Here is a 16,576-nt window from a genome sequence, read left to right as displayed (position 1 = left end):
ATTTTTTACTTTTAGGTGAGAATATTTATACTAATAACAAATTATATATATAATTTGTTATTAGTATAAATATTCTCACCTAAAAGTAAAAAATTTACCTTCAAAATTGAAACTTAAAACTTGATATTTTTAAAAATGTAAATTTATTCCACACAAAATCTCAAACAAATTCATCTCCACCTAAATTATCATAAATTATCATAAATTATCATAAATTATCATAAATTATCATAAATTATCATAAATTATCATAAATTATAGGTGGGATATTCTTTGTTATTTTTTCATTAATACCAAACACCATTTTTACCAATGGTAGTTTGCACTTTTTTAAGAGAATCTCTAACTAATAGAACTGTAGTTGGGGTTTCTTTATATGCTTCATACGGGTGAGATTGTTTTTCGACTTTTGAAATTAAATTTTTTACTTCGTTTTCAATTTTAGCCAATCTGTTTCTTGCCCCTATTTCGCTTATGTATATAAAATTTTGTGAAGCTTTTACACTTACTTGAATATAATATAACAAATTTTCAAGGTCGTGTTTAAGCTTTTCTTTTGTAAGCTCTTTAGCTTCTTCTTCAGCTTTGACTTTAGCATCTCTGTCGAGGAATGTGGAATACCTTTGTGTTTGCTTTGTTAAAAATAATGTATAATCATCATATATCTCATTAATTGTTTTAATTGCTAAGTTTACATTATATTCAACACTTTTTAGATAAGATTCATATCGATTGCTTAATTTTATTTCTGCATAAGAATCGTCGTAATTATAATAATACTTGTAATAGTCATAATAATCGCTCCAATCATAATAATTCTCTTCCTCTATTTCATAGATTGATGAAATAGGAATTGACCCACCATTCAATCCTAAATTAGAATAGATATTGAAATCAATTTCATTGCTTTCAATAATTTCTTTCAATTCCCCACTTTCGCCTTTAAGAGAAGAGAAATTCAAACTTCCACCAAGAGTTATTCCTTCACAATCATCTCGTTGCCTTTGCATTTCTTCTTTTTTAGGTTTTTTGGATTGTTCTACCGATAACTTGGAATTTAAGTTATTTTCTTCTGACATTACAGTTTTTTGTAATAAATTACTATTATTAGTAGACTTTTTTACAGGATAATTAAATGTTTCTTTGCTGCTACCTTTACCGTCTTTGTCTTTATATTTATTTTTATCAACTCCACTTTTGCCTTTCATTAAGATTTTTTTAATAGATGCCTCATTAGTATCTAAAATAGAATTCTTATCGCCAAGTAAACCAAGAGATTCCTCTTTCATTTCATTTTTCATGGATAAATCGCAACTGATAAAACCAAAAAGCAATCCCAAAGCTAAATATTTGTTTTCAACTCTCATATTTTCCCCTCTCCTTTAAAGTTAATCATAATACATTTTAAGTCAGATTTCTACCAAAAGTTAATAGCCTGTTATTTTAAAATCAAAGATTATAGAAATAGCTTCTTGTTTCATTCCATGATAACTTTTTAGATTCTTTAAAAATGAACGACCATTCACTAGAGCATAGTCCACAAGCTTAACTTCAGGCAGTTCCTGCCTTAGTTTTTATTTCCTTATAATAAGCTTTAAGATTTATAGATGAATTTATATCTCTATCATGCAAAATATTACAACCGATACGAGTCCATCTAATATAACTTAAATTTAGCGTTATATGTTTTAATACCTCAATTGTTACAGTTTATTTAATAAAAAAATATCCATCAAAGCAATACAGAAATTGATTTTATTAGTATAGAAAGCTTTATACCTACTAATTTTTCATTAATACAAAATATTATAACTTAAAGATAGTGAATTCAATTATTTAAAATGGATTTTAGAAAGTATTATAAACATAGTAAATAATATTGATACTGATCTTATTTTTAATGAATTCTCATTCATCAGTAATAAAAGAAATCCGAAAGATCTATACCTTTATTTTTATGAATATTTTCTTTCTAAGTACAATGCTAATTTAAGAAAAACAAAAGGGGTTTACTACACTCCACAACCTGTTGTCAGTTTTATTGTCAGCAGTTTAATGAAATACTTAAAAAAAATTTAAGCTAAGACATGGTCTTGCAAACAAAGATAAAGTTACTGTACTTGATTTTGCAGTAGGTACTGGTACATTTTTACTTGAAGTTATTCGAACTATAATACTAAAAGAAATTAAAAAAGAATCTGGAAGACAAGAAGATTATATTAATTTTCATATTTTAAAAAATATTTATGGTTTTGAATATTTAATGGCACCTTATGCTAAGCACACCTTAAATTAAGCCAGTATTTAAAAGAAGTTTGTAAAGTTGACTTTAATAAGGATTTAAGGCTTAGAGTATATTTAACCAATACTCTTGACTTAAAAAAATTGCAGATCAAAAATTTTTTTCTTTTTCTTTTTTTAAAGAAATTGCAAAAGAAACCAAGGAAGCAAATGAAGTTAAGCGTAATTCCATACTTGTAATACTAGGCAATCCACCTTATAGTGCAGAATCAAAAAAATAATAAGGAATATATTAAATTTAGTTAATGATTATAAAAAAATAGAAAATGAATCTATAAATGAAAGAAATACTAAAACACTTAATAATGATTATGTTAAATTTATTAGGTTTGCAGAGAATAAATTAGAGGATAATAAAGAAAGATTCCTAAGTATTAAAAGCAGTGAAGAAGGACTTCTTGGTATTGTTACAAACAACGGATACCTTGATAATATAACATTTAGAGGCATGAGATATCATTTACTTAAAACTTTTGATGAGATTTATATTCTAAATCTACATGGTAGCTCACGTAAAAAAGAAAAAACTGAAGATGGAAGTGTAGATGAAAATGTATTTGATATTCAAACTGGAGTTTCAATTGCTATTTTTGTTAAATATAAAGAAAAAAAGAATAAGTTAGCTAATATTTATTACAACAGCATAAAGGTAAAATAGAAAAAAAGTATGAATTCTTAAATAAAAATAATATTTTTACTTTTGATTTTGAAAAACTTAAATATAGTTCGCCTAATTATTTTTTTATTAAAAAAGATTTTTCAATTGAAAATATTTATAATAAAGGAAAATCTTTAATAGATATTTTTGATGAATTTAATGTTGGAATAGCAACTAGGAAAGATAAAGTGGCTCTTGATTTTACAAAAGATACCCTTATGGATAAACTCAAAGAATTTGCAAATTTATCTGAACAAGATACAAGAAACAAATATGATATAGAAAAAGATTCTATGTTTTGGAAATTAACAGAAATTCAAAAATTTTTAAAAAATACCAATTTTAATGAAAATTATATTAAAGAAATATCATATAGACCATTTGATGGTAGATTTACTTATTATTCTAAAAGTAAAGGGGTTGTAGTAGAGCCGAGATATAAAACAATGAAATATATTTTAAAAATTGAAAATAATATAGGGCTTGTTACAACAAGACTCTTAACAACAGATAGTTTTCAACACACTTTAATTACTTCTAGGATTTCAGATAAATGTTTTGTTTCAAATAGGATTTAAAGATATAATAAAAGAAAACTTCAAAAAAGATGAAAAAGATAAGGAAAATTCTTTTAGAAATTTTATTAATGTCAAATATAATAAAGAATTTACTCCAGAAGAAATACTTGGATATATTTACTCAATTCTTTATTCAAATATTTACAGAACTCGTTTCATTGAATTTTTAAAAATAGACTTTCCTAAGATTATTTTTGTAGATAATGTAGATATATTTTTAAAGCTTAGTAAGCTTGGAACTAACCTAATTAATTCTCATTTACTGAAAGATAATTTAAAACTTGATAATAGGTAATCACGCCGGAGACCATAACCGAATTGTAGATAAAATTGCTTATAAAGAAGATAATAATGAACTTTACTATAATTCAACATGTTGTTTTACCAATGTATCTAAAGAAGTTTATGAATATATGATTGGAAGTTATCAAGTTCTTAAAAGTTATCTAAAGTATAGAAAAGGTAGAGAGCTTAATGTTAACGAAAATGAAGACGAAATTGAACATATCGAAAAAGTTATTAAAGTACTTAACTACACAATAAACATTCAAAAAGAAATTGATAGTATTATATCCACTCTTAAAGAATTTACTGGGCAAGCTGCTATACAGTCAAACAATTGAATCTCCTGCGCACCTAACAAATAATTTTCATATCCTTTTACAAGGGCTTCGATTTAATCTTTTCCCTTTTGATTTTTAATAAAGAATAACTTATATAACCTAATACCAAATAGCCTTTGTTGACAATTTTAAAATGTGAACTGTTATTCCTAAATCAAAGATTATGAAAATAGCTTTTTGTTTCATAACATGATAGCTTTTTAGGCTCTTAATAACTACCATCCACTAGAGCATGGTCCAAAAGCTTTAATTCAGGCAGCTCCTGCCTTAGTTTTTATTTCCTTATAATAATCTTTAAGATTTAGAGATGCATTTATATTTCTATCATGCAAAATATTACAACTGCCACAAGTCCGCCTAATATCACTCAGTTTTAGAGTTGCATTTTTAATGCTGCAATTGTTACATAGTTTAATTGGTGAGAATATCTATCAACTTTATGCAAATGTATCCAGGCAACTCCGATTCATATGATAATTGCCTTACAAACGCATACCATCCTAAATCATTAACGCTTTTACCAAGCATTCCTTTTTGCATACCTTTAATTGATAAGTTTTCTATTACTATATTTTTATAATTAGCTACAAAATAATAAGACAATTTATATAAAAAATCTTTTCTTTGATTTGAAGTTTTCCTATATAACTCAGCAACTCTTAATCTAGATTAAGCTCTATTTCTAGAACCCTTTTGTTTTTTTGATAGTTTTCTTTAGTTTTCTTTCATTTTTTAGTAAATATTTAGGATGATTGATTTTATCACCCTAAACTACTCAACCAAAAAAGACCTTATGTTCGCTATGACACATAATATGATTTCAATAAATAAAAATTAATCTAAATAATATCAAAATAAATTTTGTAAAATCTTAAAATACCATAAACTTATTGTAATAAAAATATTATTATAATTAATATTGAATTATATTAATATTGAATTATATTAATATAATATTGTATTAATACTAAATTATAATTAAGGAGAATATTTATGAAATATAGTACAATTGCAAGCATATTCGTTTTTCTATTTTTAAATGCTTGTAATCCTGATTTTAACACCGATAAAAAAGATATGGGGTATAAATCCAGTAAAAGAAGACTAAAATCCAATAAAAATAGATTAAACCCTAAAACAGCAGCAACCCAAAATCAAGAAGCAAAACCAAATCAAGAAATAGCACAAAATCAAGAAGAAGATCCTAATAAAAAAACAAAAAGTACACTGATTGATGATTTGAAAAATTTACTAGAAAAAGCTAATACGGATAGAAAAAATTATGAAAAAAAATTGGAAGAAGAGCCTTCAGACCAATATGGAATGAAGGAGCTTTTCAAAATGTCAATTTGGGCAGACTCACAATATGGAACTAAGAAGCCTCCCACAATGCCAATTAGGCCAGACTCACAATATGAATCATTCGCAGATAATACCGAAAGATCTAAACAAGAGAGAAAAGCATTTTATTGCGCCTTAAATGACATTGATATTAGTAAATTAAAGGAACTTTCAGAAATTATAATCTTGTCAAAAAAATACGAATTCATATTTAACAGCATTCTAGAATTTGGACATATTCCAGACGAAATGATTCTTGCCTTATATCCTAAAAAAGATACCTTACACGAACTAGAAATTTCAAAATTAGAAAAGCTTAAAAATTTGTTCGAAAAATTTTTATCTATAAAAACAAACATATCAGAAATGATAAACCAACTTTTATTAAATTATCAAAACGATATAAATTCTATCAAAACAGATAGCACTAAGATTGAATCTTATATAAAAACACTTGATAATCAAATTTGGGAAAAAATTAAAGAGGCAAGAGAAGTAAGAAATGAAATATTATCTTTATTTAGAAAGGATATTTAAAATATCTATTAAAATTATCATAATATAACAGCCTATCTTTCATTAAAGATGGGCTTAACGCTTTAAGATTACAAAAAATTTATAACCGTTAATTTACACTAAACTTAAATGGAGACAAGTTTTTTAATTGATTATTGATTTAAATATGCTTTTCATGACGTCTATCAAACTCCCTTGATAGAAAGAAGGAAATAATTTTAGATCAAAAAGATTTTCAATAATGCCTATTCAAACGGCAAAAACTTTTATGCTAAACTGGCATATCACAACATCAAATTAATAACCAAACAGCTAAAAATTTTTTACCCTCTGATTGCAAAATCAAAAAGAAAAGAGGAATCTACAATAATTCCGTAAATTACAAAAATAACTTATATTTAAAATCTTTTTTCTTAATTAATCATTGCTGAGTAAAAAATTTTTAATAACTATTATTTGAAAAACCTAGTAATTAGCATTATAACAACAGTTGTTATGATAGATATCGCAATGGGAACTACTACTTAATAAGTATAGCTAATCCAAAATAGAAAAGCTTTAAATCGAATGCGTTAAAAAATATAAATTTTATCTAGTCCATATCCTAAACCTTAGCATACTATAACATTTCTGGTAATGAAAATACTATTATGACTATTACAATACTACATTTTTAATATAATATTATATTAGATATTGTATTATACTGATATTGAATTATACTAAGTATTACATTTTAGATTTTAAGCAAGGAGAATATTTATGAAATATAATATAATTGTAAGCATCTTGGTTTTTCTATTTTTAAACGCTTGCAATCCAGATTTAAACACCAATCAAAAAGATGCGGGGTCTTACTATAGTAAAAAGGGATTAAAATCTAATAAGAAAAGACTAAAATCCAATAAAAAGGGATTAACCCCTAAAACAGAAGTAACCCAAAGTCAAGAAGTAACCCAAAGTCAAGAAGTAACCCAAAGTCAAGAAGTAACCCAAAGTCAAGAAGTAACCCAAAGTCAAGAAGTAACCCAAAGTCAAAGAGCAAAAAACACACTACTTACTGATTTAAGAAATTCAATAGAAACAGCTATAGCAGATATAAAAAAATTTGAAGAAGAACCTTCAAACCAATATGAAATAGCAGCTTTCAAAGAATTGCATTGGCCAAATTCACCAAAAGAAACACTAGCTGATAATACCGAAAGATCTAAAAAATACAGAAAATCTATTTATGAGGCCTTAAGCGCTATTAATACTAATAAATTAAAGGACCTTTCAGAAATCATAATATCGGCACATCAAGCATCTGACCTATTTAACATCTTTAAAAATTTTGGAAGTACTTTAAACGCCGTGATTGTTCGCCTATATTCCAAAAAAGACACACTAGACATACTAAATACTTCAGACTTAGAGAATCTTAAAAATTCATTTGAAAAATTATTATCTATAAAAAAAATCGTTTCAAACATATTAAACCAACTTTTATTAGATTATCAAAATGATAAAAATCTTATAAAAACAAATACTACTAAACTTGAATCTCATATACATGAAATTTTTAAACAAATTATAGAAAAAACCGAAGAAGCAGCAAAGTTAAAAAATAATATCTTTTCAATACATACCTTAAAGGTTATGTATTGAAATTATCATCTTTTTTTTTACAGTATCAATCTTAAAATAGTCCCATGTTTTTTATAAGACATCATTATCCTGGAGTTTTTATCAACTTTAAATAATTCTTAAAATTTCTTGCATAATTTTGGTTGAATTAATAGCAACTAACGAATAAAATAAAGAATACTAATTAACTATTGAAGTATATTTACTTATACTAATTTGTAGTTTTTGAAAAGTAAATATTAATTATTAAAACAGGAGAATAAAAAAATTTATGGACAAAAAGTTTATTATCCCATTACTGTTTATAATGTCAATATCCTTATTGGTATTAAGTTGTGATTTATCAATAAATAACGATCAAAACAAAAACAAAATGGATGGTGATTTAGATTACAAATGCTCAAGTAAAAAAGAGTCTAGGGAGTTTAAAAATTATCAAATCAAAGATGATAATAGCAGAAATAATTCTTATTATTCTAGAGCATCTAATTATTCAAATTCCTATAGTAGAACCTATTCATCTTGCAAAATAAAATAATCAATTTTATCAAAAAAACATAAGAATGCTCTGCTTATCATCCAATTGCAAAAACTTTTAACTTGTGTCCATATTTGTAGCTTTAGCATTTCTATTTGCTTTATCAAAAAATAACAAAAAATACCCCGCCTATAATTTCTATGAAATTTAGGTAGGGATGAATTTGTAACTTAAGGTACAATATAATTTAATAATTTTAAAAAATAATGAGTGCTCATAAAGCTTATAAGTACAGAATATATCCTAACATCAATGAAAAGAAATATTTTCCAAAAGTATTTGGATATTTAAGATTTTGTATAACAAAGTGATAAGAAAGACTATTATGAAAAGAATAAGAAAAGTCTTAGTGTATTAATCCCATTAAGTATAAAAATTAATTTCCATTTTTAAAGAAAGTTGATGGTTTAACTCTTTGCAGCGCATGGGTTGACCTAAACTCTGCTTATAGTAAATTTTTTAGAGAGATTAAAAAAGAAATAGAACACAAGGATTTCCTAAATATAAAAGTAAAAAAATTAGGCAAACCTTTAGAACTAATAATCAAAAAAACTCTATAAGAATAGAAAATGATTATATAAAATTACCCAAAATAGGGTTTGTAAAATTAGCCTTACATAGGAACATTAAGAGTAATAAAGTTATTAAAAATGTAGTAGTAGAAAAAGATATTGATGACAAATATTATATTTCAGTGGCATTTAAATGCTTAGATGTTAAAAAATAAGGATAAAATTAAATGCATGCAATAAAAAAGAGATAGTTAGTATCGATATTAGCATGAGGAATTTTCTGGGAAGTAGTGAAGGTGAGAAGATCAATCATCCTAAATATTTACTAAAAACCGAACGAAAACTTAAGAAATACAAAAGAAAAGCTATCAAAAAAACAAAAGAGCTCTAGAAATAGAGCTTAATTTAGATTAAGAGTTGCCAAGTTACATAGGAAAATTTCAGATCAAAGAAAAGATTTTTTATATAAATTGTTTTATTATTTTGTAGCTAATTATAAAAATATAGTAATAGAAACCTTATCAATTAACGATATGCAAAAAGGAATACTTGGTAAAAGCGTTAATGATTTAGGATGGTATGAATGGTATGAGTTTATAAGGCAATTATCATATGAATCGGAGTTGTCTGGATACATTTGCATAAAGTTGATAAATATTCTCACCAATTAAACTATGTAACAATTATAGTATTAAAAATGCAGCTCTAAAACTGATTGATATTAGGCGGACTTGTGGAAGTTGTAATATTTTGTATGATAGAAATATAAATGTATCTCTAAATTTTAAAGATTATTTAGATCATTTTTATATCGCAAACCTATACAATGTCTTCTTTGTTATTGTAAATATTTTGTTTAAGTGCATTGTAGGTTTCGACCAAAATATTTTTTTAATTAATTTCAATTTTGTTTATTTTTTTAAAACCTTTGTTATTGGAAAAAAATAAATTTATTTTTTTTTCGTGGTTAAAAATATTTTTTTTGTTTTTCAAATAGTAGTTTTTATTATTTTCTTTTAAACTTTTGTTCAAAAATGTTTTTTTAAATCTTTTTTCCCAAATTTCGTTAAAATCATTGATTTTATCGGTTTTTCCGTTCATCATCCATATTTTTTTACTATATTTATTTTTAAATTCTTTTATGAAATGCCTTGAAATGTCTTCGATTTCATATTCTTTTTTATATTTTTCTATTGCCGATTTTAAATTTCTTAATGCATTTATATAAGTTTTTTCATTGTTACTTATTTTTAGTATTTTTGTTATTTGAAGCTTTTTTATTTTATGCACTTTCATTAGTTTTTTTGTGATATATTCTTTGTAGGATATTTTGTTCATTTTTTCAGGTTTTTTTCTTATAGAATTCTTTATCTTATATATATCTTTTGTACCTTTAGGTATAACATCTGCAATTGATTCATCTGCAATTGAGCTTTTAGGTTTTATATTATTCTTTTTTATAGTATTGTCAATTTCTTTAGAAAAATCAGATACTATTTTTTTGTCTTTCAAATATTCTTTAATTTCTTCATTAATTATTTCTTGTATAACTTTAAAACGGTGTTTCCAAAGATTTTTATTCTGTATATAAAATGCAAAGCTTCCATTATCTTTGCCCAAATGCTTAAGTTTGGTTGTTATTAATAGTGCTTTATTTAAAAATGATATGTCATATTCTAAGGTTCTGATTGATGTTTTTTGATTATCTTTTGAAAGACATTTGTTAACGATATTGTATATTTCTATTGTAGAATATGTTTTAAGTTTGTTAGATTTATGGTATTCTTTGTTTTTAAGTTCAATTGCCCAGCATACTTTGAGGATTCTTTTGTATATAGTCTTTTTTTTAGTTAAATATGATTTTAGTCTTGATTGTTTTAATTCTATTAAATTAGAGTTGGTGTTTTTTTGGTTCTGCTTTAGAAGCTCTTCTAATGTTATGAGATTATTGAAATTTTTATTGACATTATTTCTTATTTTTATTATCATTATCTTATCCTGGCTTCTGAAGTGAAATTTGTTGTAGTTTCAGAAGCTTTTCCAATTATATGGCTTGCCTTTTAGGTTTTTAATGTTTTGCAAGCAAAATAATCAGCTTTTTGTTATAGTTTATAACAATGCTTTTGAAATGTCAATATGATAGATTATAAAATATGACCCATGTGTTTGGAAACAATTTGTATTTCATGTTTTGTAGATTTTCGATTCATTATTTTTTTTGCTTGTTCAATTCTTAATTGAATTGTTTCTTTCATGCTATTTGTTATAGGCTTTGGCCTTCTAAAGTCCATTAAAAAGTATGTACAAAAATCTTCTAAAAGGTAAGGACGGTTGTCTATATGGATTGCGCATTTTAAAATTTTTGATTTTTTAGATATAGTATTTTTGCTAATTGAAAGATTATAAGAATCTTCTAATATATTTTGGAATTCTTTTAAAGAATAAAGTCTTACACCGTTAATACTTAACATACATACCTCATTGATTTCATTTTATTATATATTGTATGCTAGTTTCAAGGAGGTGGATTATGTTAAATATTTTTGATAAAGTTTGTGTTAAAAGTTGTTAGATATTGTAGGTGGGGATGATTACAGCAATTTGTCTGACCAAGAAATTCACAATAATTTGACATTATTAAGAAATGTATTTATGTTTGGGGTTTGGTTTAAGTATTTTTTTTCAATTTTATCCTCTAGTAAAGTGATGTCAATTTTGATATAGCTATTTTCTTGTATAATATTGATGTCATTTAATACAAAGTCTAAGTTATTTAAGTTTGAATTTTTATTCAAAAAATTTGTTTTTCCCAAGAATATTACTCTTATTTTGCCCCCCAATCCGTTTTCATTTTCGATAAAAGATCTTAACGTTTTTAGAATTTTCTGTTTGTTATTGATAGTTTTTATTTGATTTGAATTTGTTAAGATTAGTTCTTCGTAAATTTTTGTGCTCAGATTTAGTAACATCCTGTTTGTTGTTTTAATGTTTACATTTAAATTTTCACTAGTTTTTATATCGGCATTATTGATAATTTTGATATTTGAATAGCTGATTCTTGTTAAGAAAGGAAGTTCAATAATCTTATTGATACCTTTTAATAGCAAATTAACTTTTTGGTTGTTTGCTTTGTTTTCAAAAAGGTAAGTATTGTTATTTTTTATAATAGGAATAAATGCATTTTCAATATTTTCTTTTCTATAAATAGAACCAATTATTTTAAGTTCTATTTGGTAGATTTCATCTTTATTGATAGTGTTTAAATCAATTTTATAAACTTTTACTGCCATCATATCGTGAACTATTTTAAGTTTTTCTTCACTTACATAGTTAATGTAAAATTCAAGTTTTCCTTTTAGAATGTCTTTTGGTAATTTAGAAAATTCATTTGACCTTAATTTTAAGCTAATAATTCCACCTTTAAATGTTTTGAGTGGTATATTCTCTTTTGAGTTTTTTTTTATAATTTTTTCAAAATTAAGTTCGAATTTAAAAGCTATGGGATTGATAATGAATATTTTTTTGTTTTTTACAAAGTAAGTATTAATAATTGACCTTGGGTCAGTATACACGATTTCTCCTATAGATGCACTTTGAAATTTATATAAATTGGGATTAGACATAGCCTAATCTTTTTAATGGTTTTTGTTAGAACAACACCTAATAATAATAGCTTTTTAATTTTAATTCAAGCTGTAAAATTAGAATGTTTTTATTTGAATTTATTATACTATTTAATTTTCTGATTTTGAGAAATTTTTTAAAAATAAATATAAGATAAACTAAAGGGGATTTTAATGAATGCAAAGTTTGTTGTAAAAAATTTTATTTTGGTATTTTTTTTAATTTCTTGCCAAACTTATCAAATAGCTTATGATAGGTTTTCTCAAGTATTAGATTCACAATATGATATTGGGGTAAATTATTCTAGAGATGGGACATTTAAGTCTGTGATTTCTATTAAATATGATAAGTTAAAAAACAAAAGGGAATATTTTATTTTAGTTAAAGTTGAAGCTAGAAATTCTAGTCAAATAAAGCTTGAAAAAATAATCACAGATACTAGATTTGAGTCTAAAGGGGAGTTGGTTTCAGAGAACAGCAAACGTGTTGTTTATTATAGCGATTTTTATGATTCATATTTTCCTTATGATTATACAACAGTGATTACTGAAAAAAATATTAAGGTAGAAATTTATAAATTTGATATTTCAGAAAGTGAATTTATGAAATTTGTTGCTTTGGGTAATGACAATATAGCGGCATTTAGAATTTATGCGTTTAGGAATGATGTTGTTGTAAGTTTTAGTAAGATCTCGTTTAAAAAGTTTTTGGATGATTTTAATTTAAAAGCTAAAGAACTTGGTGTGAGTTGACTTGAGTTTGAGCAATTTTTAAGCCCAAGTTAAATGATTATTTGCCAGAAAGGAATAAATTAAGAGCATTTAGTATAAACAAGAAGTTTTTTGATAATATCAAAAAACTTGTTTTTATATTATCTATTGTGTTAATCCTTTGAAAGGTTGATGAATTCTAATATGGCTTTTTCATTTCTCAGTAAGAATAGACCTTCTCTTATTCCATTGTGGAACTCTTCAAAGGAAATTAAAATTGTTTTTAAATTTTTATCTTTATTATCTATACTATCATAGTAAAAAATAAAGTAAGGTCTTCCGGTATTATCTTTGAAGCCGAGAAAATTTACAAATATTGCTTTTTCTTGAAAATCTGTTTTTAAATTGTATGATAGACCGTTTTTATATAAAAAAATTCCATTCCCATCAAGGTTTTTAATTTCTAAATTATTGATTGTATTTTTGATTTGGGTAAAGCTTTCAATTGCTTTTAAAATATATTTTATCGATGAAAATTTGGTATAATATGTGCGGTTGTTGATTTGAAATTCCAAAAAGATTCCACAGTCATTTCCGGCTCTAATTACATCTTCCTCATTTTTAATAGAAGATGCAATTTTTTTATCAATAACAAGATTGATTTTGAATGTGGAAACATGGTTTAAGGTTTTTACATTATCAATTGCTAAATTATCTGTTAGATAGACTTTGTAATTAATAAATATTCCTTTTAAATTTTTAATTTTAGTTTGTTTAAATTCATAGTTTGTGTTATGAGCATATATTGCTAAATTTTGAATCAAAAAAATTAAGAATATAAAAGTTTTGCTTTTCATTATGTACTTATTATATGATAGCAGTCTTTAATAATTATAGTAAACTGTTTTTATCTATTAAGTCTGAAATTTATAAAAATTTTAGAGATATAAGTATTTTTTATTGATTTTCTAGAGAAAATCTCTTTCTTTATTTTATCAAAACATAACAAAGAATACTCCACCTATAATTTCTATAAAATTTAGGTGGAGGTGAATTTGTAACGTAAGTTATAATATAATATAATAATTTAAAAAATTATGATTGCTAATAAAGCTTATCAGTACAGAATATATCCCAACATCAATCAAAAGAAATATTTTTTAAAAGTATTTGGATACGTAAGATTTTTGCATAACAAAATGTTAAGTGATAAGAAAGACTATTATGAAAAGAATAAGGAAAGTTTTAGTGTTAATCTAAGTAAGTATAAAAATGAATTTTCATTTTTAAAGGAAGTTGATAGTTTAGCTCTTTGTAGTGCATGGATTGGCTTAAGCTTTGCTTATGGTAATTTTTTATAGAAATTAAAAAAGGAAATAGAACACAAGGATTTCCTAAATATAAAAGCAAGAAAAATAGACAAACTTTTAGAACCAATAATCAAAAAAACTCTATAAGAATAGAAAATGATTATATAAAATTACCCAAAATAGGGTTTGTAAAGTTAGCTCTACATAGGAATATTAAGAGTAATTAAGTTATTAAAAATGTAGTAGTAGAAAAAGATATTAAGGCATGCAAAAAGGAATGTTTAGCAAAAGCGTTAATGATTTAGGATGGCATGAGTTTGTAATGCAATTATCATATAATCATAGTAGTCTGGAGCCTATTTGTATAAGATAGACGTTTCCTATCAAGTAAACTATATAACAATTGTGATATTTAAAATACAACTTTAAAATTAAGTGATATTAAGTGGACTTGTGGCGGTTGTAATATTTTATTGATAGAGATATAAATGCATCTCTAAATCTTAAAGCTTCTTTATTATAAGGAAATAAAAACTAAGGCAGGAACTGCCTGAAGCAAAGCTTGTGGTCCATGTTCTAGTGGATGATCGTTCTTAAGAACTTAACAAGCTATCATGGAATGAAACAAGAAGTTATTTCTATAATCTTTAATTTAGAAATAGCAGTTCATGTCAAATGGTTTAATTGATTTTTGGGGTTCTCTATAAAAAGAAAACCTCTTAAAGATAAGAGGTTCATTTAAAAGAATGTATGGTATGAAGTAAATATTGATAATAAATTCTTTTAATTTTAAAAAAGGAGAATATTTAATACTCAATTATTAGTTCAATAATTGAGTATTACCATGTATTTTGAAAATTTTTTTAAAGAATTTTTTTGCAAAAAAAATTAATATTAATCAAGTTGAAATTTTATCGTTAAGCTTGATTAAAGCTTAGATATCTCATTGAAATTTTGTATATTATATTCACTTAATAGAAATTAAATTTTTAGTTAGTTTATGCTTTTTAGATTTTCATTTTTTCTATTTGCTATAAACTTATTGCTTTAGGCGTTGAATGTTTTAATTTTTATCAAAAAAGAAGTCCCTACCCCTAATCTTATTTGGAGAGGATTAATAGGGGTGTTGGGGACTGTTGGTAGATCGGTTTCTACCTTATATATATAATATTTTATTTTTTTAATTTTGTAAATATTATTTAATAATAATAAATAAATTTGATGTTTTTGAGCAAAATGTTAAATTTTGACCTCTTTTCTACGATTTCCTTTTAATTTTTTAGCTGTGCTGTTTGATTTAACGTTATGTTGTTGTGATTGATTTTTAATTTTATTGATGGATTTTAGGAGCTTTATTTGTCCTTTGTTAAATGTTTTTTCTTCGTTGTTAAGCTTCAAAGGGTTTAATTTTTGATTCATTGATTGAATCTCTTTAATCTCTGCTTCAGTTGGTTCATAATCTATCCATTTTTTATCTATCCAACCTTTTTCCCATTCATAGTAGCTTTCATTGAAGTTAGTTTTGTTTTTTTCGTCGAAGTGTCTTGCTAGTGCGGCAATTATTTTTGTTCCATATTTAAGCATTTTTTCTGTTTCTGTTTCTGTAATAAATGTGTCGTAATCGTAATTTTCTCCAGTTTGCATATTAACAACATCAACTATAAGTTTAAAAGTATTTATGCAATTCATTGCAATATTAGTGGATGAAAAATTAGGATCACTAAGGGCTTTAATATTAAGTTCATATTTTTTCTTTAGACTTATGGGAATTTTGAAAAAATCTATTATAAAGCCATTTATTTTTGCTCGATAATTAGCTTCATATTGAGAATTCCCAAAGAAAGTTTCTTTTATACCTCCAATTGCATATTCATTATAGTTTTTTATTATTTTTTGTTGCATTTTTATCCCTTAAAAACATATTATTATAATTTATATACTATCAATTGATATTGTATATCAATTGATATACAATATCAATTGATATACAATATCAATAAAAAAATATTTGTATTTTTGTTTTTTTTCTAAATTGTTGTAAATTTTAACTTATCTTTAACCTTTAACCATTTATAAAAAGTTCTTAAGAGAGAAATTTCTTAGGGCTTTTTATTTATTTAATTTCTGTTTAAATATTTTATTAATGAATTTTTGTTATTTAAATAATCAAAGCTTTTGTTTTTAATAGTTTTAGAAACCATATCAAAATTTCTTATTCATTAAAATAATTAATATATGA

General features: G+C 24.5%; 19 protein-coding genes and 2 pseudogenes. 13 read left to right on the top strand and 8 right to left on the bottom strand.

Annotated features, from left to right (window positions below; translation table 11 throughout):
- Positions 1–287 precede the first annotated feature (287 nt).
- Both HNP68_RS07895 and HNP68_RS07890 read right to left on the bottom strand, forming a co-directional pair.
- On the bottom strand, positions 288–1,367 hold the full coding sequence (locus tag HNP68_RS07895) for a ferrous iron transporter A (RefSeq protein WP_183220977.1): 1,080 nt from the start codon (positions 1,365–1,367) through the stop codon (positions 288–290).
- Between the two features lie 184 nt (positions 1,368–1,551).
- Positions 1,552–1,692 (bottom strand): annotated as a pseudogene (locus HNP68_RS07890) (RNA-guided endonuclease TnpB family protein); the annotation flags it as partial.
- A gap of 153 nt (positions 1,693–1,845) precedes the next feature.
- Here HNP68_RS07890 and HNP68_RS07885 point away from each other — a divergent pair.
- From HNP68_RS07885 to HNP68_RS07865, 5 genes are all read left to right on the top strand, one after another.
- The gene (locus HNP68_RS07885; RefSeq protein WP_420703287.1) at positions 1,846–2,079 is read left to right on the top strand and encodes an N-6 DNA methylase; all 234 of its coding nucleotides are present in this window, start codon (positions 1,846–1,848) and stop codon (positions 2,077–2,079) included.
- Positions 2,080–2,749: 670 nt separating this feature from the next.
- Positions 2,750–2,959 carry a hypothetical protein gene (locus tag HNP68_RS07880; RefSeq protein WP_235684936.1) on the top strand — a complete coding sequence of 70 codons (210 nt, stop codon included), beginning with the start codon at positions 2,750–2,752 and terminating at the stop codon, positions 2,957–2,959.
- Between the two features lie 188 nt (positions 2,960–3,147).
- A complete protein-coding gene (locus tag HNP68_RS07875) occupies positions 3,148–3,537 on the top strand; it encodes a type ISP restriction/modification enzyme (RefSeq protein ID WP_301380118.1) in 390 nt (129 codons plus the stop codon).
- Positions 3,518–3,832, top strand: a complete 315-nt coding sequence (locus HNP68_RS07870) for a type ISP restriction/modification enzyme (RefSeq protein ID WP_272955322.1) — start codon at positions 3,518–3,520, stop codon at positions 3,830–3,832. Before HNP68_RS07875 ends, HNP68_RS07870 begins: the two co-directional genes overlap by 20 nt.
- Positions 3,819–4,160 carry a type ISP restriction/modification enzyme gene (locus HNP68_RS07865; protein WP_272955323.1) on the top strand — a complete coding sequence of 114 codons (342 nt, stop codon included), beginning with the start codon at positions 3,819–3,821 and terminating at the stop codon, positions 4,158–4,160. Before HNP68_RS07870 ends, HNP68_RS07865 begins: the two co-directional genes overlap by 14 nt.
- Positions 4,161–4,411: 251 nt before the next feature.
- On the opposite strand, the pseudogene HNP68_RS07860 reads toward HNP68_RS07865, so the two are convergent.
- Positions 4,412–4,926: pseudogene (locus HNP68_RS07860) on the bottom strand (RNA-guided endonuclease InsQ/TnpB family protein); the annotation flags it as partial.
- Positions 4,927–5,153: 227 nt separating this feature from the next.
- On the opposite strand from HNP68_RS07860, the gene HNP68_RS07855 reads away from it, so the two are divergent.
- From HNP68_RS07855 to HNP68_RS07830, 6 genes are all read left to right on the top strand, one after another.
- Positions 5,154–6,038, top strand: a complete 885-nt coding sequence (locus HNP68_RS07855) for a virulence associated lipoprotein (RefSeq protein ID WP_183220979.1) — start codon at positions 5,154–5,156, stop codon at positions 6,036–6,038.
- A gap of 741 nt (positions 6,039–6,779) precedes the next feature.
- On the top strand, positions 6,780–7,664 hold the full coding sequence (locus tag HNP68_RS07850) for a virulence associated lipoprotein (protein ID WP_183221014.1): 885 nt from the start codon (positions 6,780–6,782) through the stop codon (positions 7,662–7,664).
- 250 nt (positions 7,665–7,914) lie between these two features.
- A complete protein-coding gene (locus HNP68_RS07845) occupies positions 7,915–8,181 on the top strand; it encodes a DUF5425 family lipoprotein (RefSeq protein ID WP_183220985.1) in 267 nt (88 codons plus the stop codon).
- Between the two features lie 206 nt (positions 8,182–8,387).
- Positions 8,388–8,492, top strand: a complete 105-nt coding sequence (locus HNP68_RS07840) for a helix-turn-helix domain-containing protein (protein ID WP_235684938.1) — start codon at positions 8,388–8,390, stop codon at positions 8,490–8,492.
- A 469-nt stretch (positions 8,493–8,961) separates the two neighbouring features.
- Positions 8,962–9,084, top strand: coding sequence for a hypothetical protein (locus HNP68_RS07835; RefSeq protein WP_272955324.1), 123 nt, complete (start codon positions 8,962–8,964; stop codon positions 9,082–9,084).
- 46 nt (positions 9,085–9,130) lie between these two features.
- The gene (locus HNP68_RS07830; protein WP_301380124.1) at positions 9,131–9,364 is read left to right on the top strand and encodes a hypothetical protein; all 234 of its coding nucleotides are present in this window, start codon (positions 9,131–9,133) and stop codon (positions 9,362–9,364) included.
- A 220-nt stretch (positions 9,365–9,584) separates the two neighbouring features.
- Here HNP68_RS07830 and HNP68_RS07825 read toward each other — a convergent pair whose 3' ends face one another.
- The 3 genes from HNP68_RS07825 to HNP68_RS07815 all read right to left on the bottom strand — a co-directional run bounded on the left by HNP68_RS07825 (position 9,585) and on the right by HNP68_RS07815 (position 12,316).
- Entirely contained in the window at positions 9,585–10,682 is a 1,098-nt protein-coding gene (locus HNP68_RS07825; RefSeq protein ID WP_183220990.1) for a plasmid maintenance protein, read from the bottom strand.
- A gap of 155 nt (positions 10,683–10,837) precedes the next feature.
- The gene (locus HNP68_RS07820) at positions 10,838–11,164 is read right to left on the bottom strand and encodes a hypothetical protein (protein WP_183220993.1); all 327 of its coding nucleotides are present in this window, start codon (positions 11,162–11,164) and stop codon (positions 10,838–10,840) included.
- A gap of 147 nt (positions 11,165–11,311) precedes the next feature.
- Positions 11,312–12,316, bottom strand: coding sequence for a hypothetical protein (locus tag HNP68_RS07815; protein WP_221240649.1), 1,005 nt, complete (start codon positions 12,314–12,316; stop codon positions 11,312–11,314).
- Positions 12,317–12,490: 174 nt separating this feature from the next.
- Between HNP68_RS07815 and HNP68_RS07810 the strand changes: the two genes are divergently transcribed.
- Positions 12,491–13,069 carry a hypothetical protein gene (locus tag HNP68_RS07810; protein WP_183220996.1) on the top strand — a complete coding sequence of 193 codons (579 nt, stop codon included), beginning with the start codon at positions 12,491–12,493 and terminating at the stop codon, positions 13,067–13,069.
- A 131-nt stretch (positions 13,070–13,200) separates the two neighbouring features.
- Here the strand turns inward: HNP68_RS07810 and HNP68_RS07805 are convergent, their stop codons facing one another.
- On the bottom strand, positions 13,201–13,884 hold the full coding sequence (locus HNP68_RS07805) for a hypothetical protein (protein ID WP_183220998.1): 684 nt from the start codon (positions 13,882–13,884) through the stop codon (positions 13,201–13,203).
- A gap of 240 nt (positions 13,885–14,124) precedes the next feature.
- Between HNP68_RS07805 and HNP68_RS07800 the strand changes: the two genes are divergently transcribed.
- Complete coding sequence (locus HNP68_RS07800; protein WP_183221000.1) at positions 14,125–14,388, top strand: helix-turn-helix domain-containing protein; 264 nt, start codon at positions 14,125–14,127, stop codon at positions 14,386–14,388.
- Between the two features lie 1,188 nt (positions 14,389–15,576).
- Here the strand turns inward: HNP68_RS07800 and HNP68_RS07795 are convergent.
- The gene (locus tag HNP68_RS07795) at positions 15,577–16,239 is read right to left on the bottom strand and encodes a hypothetical protein (protein ID WP_183221001.1); all 663 of its coding nucleotides are present in this window, start codon (positions 16,237–16,239) and stop codon (positions 15,577–15,579) included.
- Positions 16,240–16,576: the final 337 nt, after the last annotated feature.

Source organism: Borreliella yangtzensis (assembly GCF_014201775.1).
In the GTDB taxonomy this organism is placed as follows: domain Bacteria; phylum Spirochaetota; class Spirochaetia; order Borreliales; family Borreliaceae; genus Borreliella; species Borreliella yangtzensis.
The sequence above is the reverse complement of the archived record's forward strand: the minus strand, read 5'-3'. Positions and strand labels throughout refer to the sequence as shown.